3 protein-coding genes are annotated in these 3,310 nt (G+C 54.4%); 2 read left to right on the top strand and 1 reads right to left on the bottom strand.

Features of this window, described 5'->3' with window-relative positions; all coding sequences use genetic code 11:
- Both RMSM_RS35300 and RMSM_RS35295 read left to right on the top strand, forming a co-directional pair.
- Nucleotides 1-596: SEC-C metal-binding domain-containing protein (locus RMSM_RS35300; RefSeq protein WP_173405173.1), on the top strand; the 596-nt coding region annotated here is incomplete at its 5' end.
- Between the two features lie 135 nt (nucleotides 597-731).
- Nucleotides 732-2,048 carry a 3-deoxy-D-manno-octulosonic acid transferase gene (locus RMSM_RS35295; protein WP_008709183.1) on the top strand — a complete coding sequence of 439 codons (1,317 nt, stop codon included), beginning with the start codon at nucleotides 732-734 and terminating at the stop codon, nucleotides 2,046-2,048.
- 112 nt (nucleotides 2,049-2,160) lie between these two features.
- Here RMSM_RS35295 and RMSM_RS35290 read toward each other — a convergent pair whose 3' ends face one another.
- Complete coding sequence (locus tag RMSM_RS35290) at nucleotides 2,161-3,165, bottom strand: DUF1559 domain-containing protein (RefSeq protein ID WP_008709182.1); 1,005 nt, start codon at nucleotides 3,163-3,165, stop codon at nucleotides 2,161-2,163.
- Between the last annotated feature and the right edge of the window lie 145 nt (nucleotides 3,166-3,310).

Here is a 3,310-nt window from a genome sequence, read left to right as displayed (position 1 = left end):
CCGATTGGATGAAAGACGAGTTCAATTATCGCGCGATCAAAGAAGACTTGTTGCGAATGAATCGCCACGAGTTGTCGTTGGCAGTCGATGGTGCCGTGGATGATCGTTTCTATCCTGAAATGCGACGGATGGAACGCCAGATTTTGCTGAGCATTGTCGACGAAGCTTGGAAGAATCACTTGTTGACGATGGACCATTTGCGCAGCAGCGTCGGACTGAAAGGCTATGCTCAACTCGACCCCAAAGTTGAATACAAACGCGAAGGCATGCGTTTGTTTGACGCGATGTGGGAATCGATCGGCGAACGTGTTACCGATTTGATCTTCCGCATGGAATCGTTCAACGAAGAATTCATCCGCAGCACGTGGGTCGAAGCGACCACCAGCCGTAACGATCCGAATGCGGCCAGTGCGTCGCGTCAGGAACTTGATTCGCCCGCGCAGCGTGCGGCTCAATCAAGTAACCAAGACAACGAATCGCGTCCCGACCCGGTGCGTCATTCCGAGCCTCGTGTCGGCCGCAACGATCCCTGTCCGTGTGGAAGCGGCAAAAAATACAAATCATGCTGCATGCGAAAAAGCGGCCCAGTGGTTTAGTTAGACGTCCCGAGAATTAGAATAGGCTCGCAGTCTATTCTAAGTGGGATAGGCATCCAGCCTGTCATACAGCATCCTTGACAGCCTACTGGTCTATCCCACATTCCGCCTATTGTTCGTTCGGAAAGGATTCCGATGTTCGCCAATCTGCTGTACGCCGCGGCGCTACTACTGCTTTCGCCCGCGGTGATGTATCGCATGCTCCGATATGGGCGTTACCGCCGCGGTGTCGGTGAAAAACTGTGGGGCATCTCAAAACCGCACGCAGATTCCTTGACGATGGGCAAGCCTGCGATTTGGCTGCACGCGGTCAGTGTCGGCGAAGTCAATCTGATTAGCGGACTGGTTAAACGTCTCGAAGCGGCCCACCCTGATCACCAAGTCGTCGTCAGCACGTCAACTGACACCGGTTATGATTTGGCAATACAGAGGTTCGGAGCAGAACGAGTCTTTTTTTGCCCGCTGGACTTTAGCTGGACTGTCACGCGAACGCTGCGAAATTTGAAGCCGGACATGCTTGTGCTGGCCGAGCTTGAACTGTGGCCCAACCTGATTCGCATCGCGACAAATCAAGGTTGCCCGGTGATGGTGGCTAATGCCCGGCTGAGCCAGCGGAGTGCCGCGGGATATCAGCGTTTTGCTTTTTTGACTCGGCCGATCTTTGCGCGACTGACGTGGGTCGGTGCGCAAAACGAACAAGCCGCTCAGCGTTTTGCTGCGTGCGGAACGGCGACCGATCGGATTGAAACGACCGGTTCGATCAAGTTCGACAACGCGCCGACGAATCGCGATACCGTCGACGTCCAGTCCCGAGTCCAGTGGGCAGGCATCGATCCATGGAATCGTGTTTGGGTGGTTGGCAGCACCCAGCCGGGCGAAGAGATCATGGCGATCAAGATCTACAAGTCGTTGGTTTCCGAGCATCCCGAATTGCGGTTGGTATTGGTACCGCGTCATGAGGAACGATTCGATGCCGTCGCCAATTTAGTGACCAACGCGGGACTCAACGTTCATCGCCGGTCAGTGAATCGGTCGCTGCATGAAACGAGTTGGTCAGCGGATACCGTGATTCTTGTCGATACGATTGGCGAACTGCGACATTGGTGGGGCGTCAGCCAGATCGCCACCGTGGGCGGTAGTTTTGGGACTCGGGGTGGCCAAAACATGCTTGAACCGGGTGCCTATGGAAGCGCGGTTTCCTTTGGTCCAGACACCAAGAATTTTAAAGAGATCGCCAACCAATTGATCGAAGCTGGCGGCGCGGTACGCGTCGCCGACGCAGAACAGTTGCATCAATTTGTCGAGCGATGTTTGACAGACATTCCTAGTGCCGATGCTTTAGGGCGAGCCGCCCGTCGCGTGATTTCCGAGCATCAAGGAGCAACGCAGAGAACCATCGATGCACTGCAGCGACGGCTGCACCGACCACAGCAACAACAACGGGCTGCGTGAAGAGCCCGAACTGCGGCCAAAGCAAATCTACCGTCGCACTCGTATCCCCTGGTTCGGCGACACTTGTGATGAGCTTGATCCGGCCTACACATGACCGCATTGGTCGCTACGGTTACTCTTGAATAACTTCGCGTCCGTTTCGAGTTCCCAGCGCGTGCCAAATCGTCCAGTCGATGGAATCGGTAACTGACGAGATGCTGCCGTCCAGTCTAGCGACGTTCACCAGCCCCGTATGATGGCTTCGCGACGTGATGATGGCATAGGTTGGATTGCCAGCGATCCCATTCTTGCCTTCTTGCCAAGAATTGAAGTCCATCTCTTCATAGGTTTGTCCACTCTCGCTGTACTCCACTTTGCTGTTTGGCGTCAGCGTCACAGTGAAACCGGTGTGATGAACTCGGCCATCAGGCCATTCGGTATGTCCGGTGTTCTTGAATTGGGCCCCGCTGGCAACCACGGTTTCGGCTTCGCTTTGGTTAATTGGAATCGTTGTCGATGCAGGGCCGCCATTCCTGTTGTAAGGCGTCCACGCTTTCACTTCGGCGGCCAGCAGCGTATGACTTGTTCCGTCCAAACAATCACGGAAGCTCAGAAACGAGTTCGGATAGAACATGCCATCACCGCCTTTGCGATCGGTCGGATTGAAAACAAACCAACGACCGAAATTGAAGCCGTAGGACGTCGGATACAGCGACGGACGATTGTCATCGAACACGCGAACCTCATCGGCACCTGGATCACTGGGGCAAGCGTACGTCGGTATCTTCAAACCATCGATCGAGAGTTGGTTATCCCAAGCCAACGACAGATCGACCGAGTCATACACGTTGCCCTGCTCGAGGTACGGCAGAATGCGACCGTGAACGCCCCACGATCCGTTGTTCCCTGTGCTGGTGACGCTGAGATCCACAATTGCCGAGGGAGGAAATTTTTTAAATGCGCTTTGGTAGTTGTGGCAAGCAAGTGCGATTTGTTTCAGATGATTGCTGCATTGCATTCGCCGAGCAGCTTCGCGGGCCGCTTGAACTGCGGGCAGCAGCAATCCAACCAACACGCCAATAATTACGATAACAACAAGCAATTCGACAAGAGTAAAAGCGGTTCGTTTCGTAGACATCAACGTTGTATTCTCAATTCCAAATTAGTCTGTAAGCGGACGGAGTCAGCATTTATCGATCGAGGCACCGCATTTGCAGAAACTGTGCCAAAGCGTCTCCACGGGTAAAACCCCGTAAACGTGGCCCCCGCCACAGACGCAGCAC

The sequence above is a fragment of the Rhodopirellula maiorica SM1 genome (assembly GCF_000346295.1).
Classification (GTDB): domain Bacteria; phylum Planctomycetota; class Planctomycetia; order Pirellulales; family Pirellulaceae; genus Novipirellula; species Novipirellula maiorica.
The sequence above is the reverse complement of the archived record's forward strand: the minus strand, read 5'-3'. Positions and strand labels throughout refer to the sequence as shown.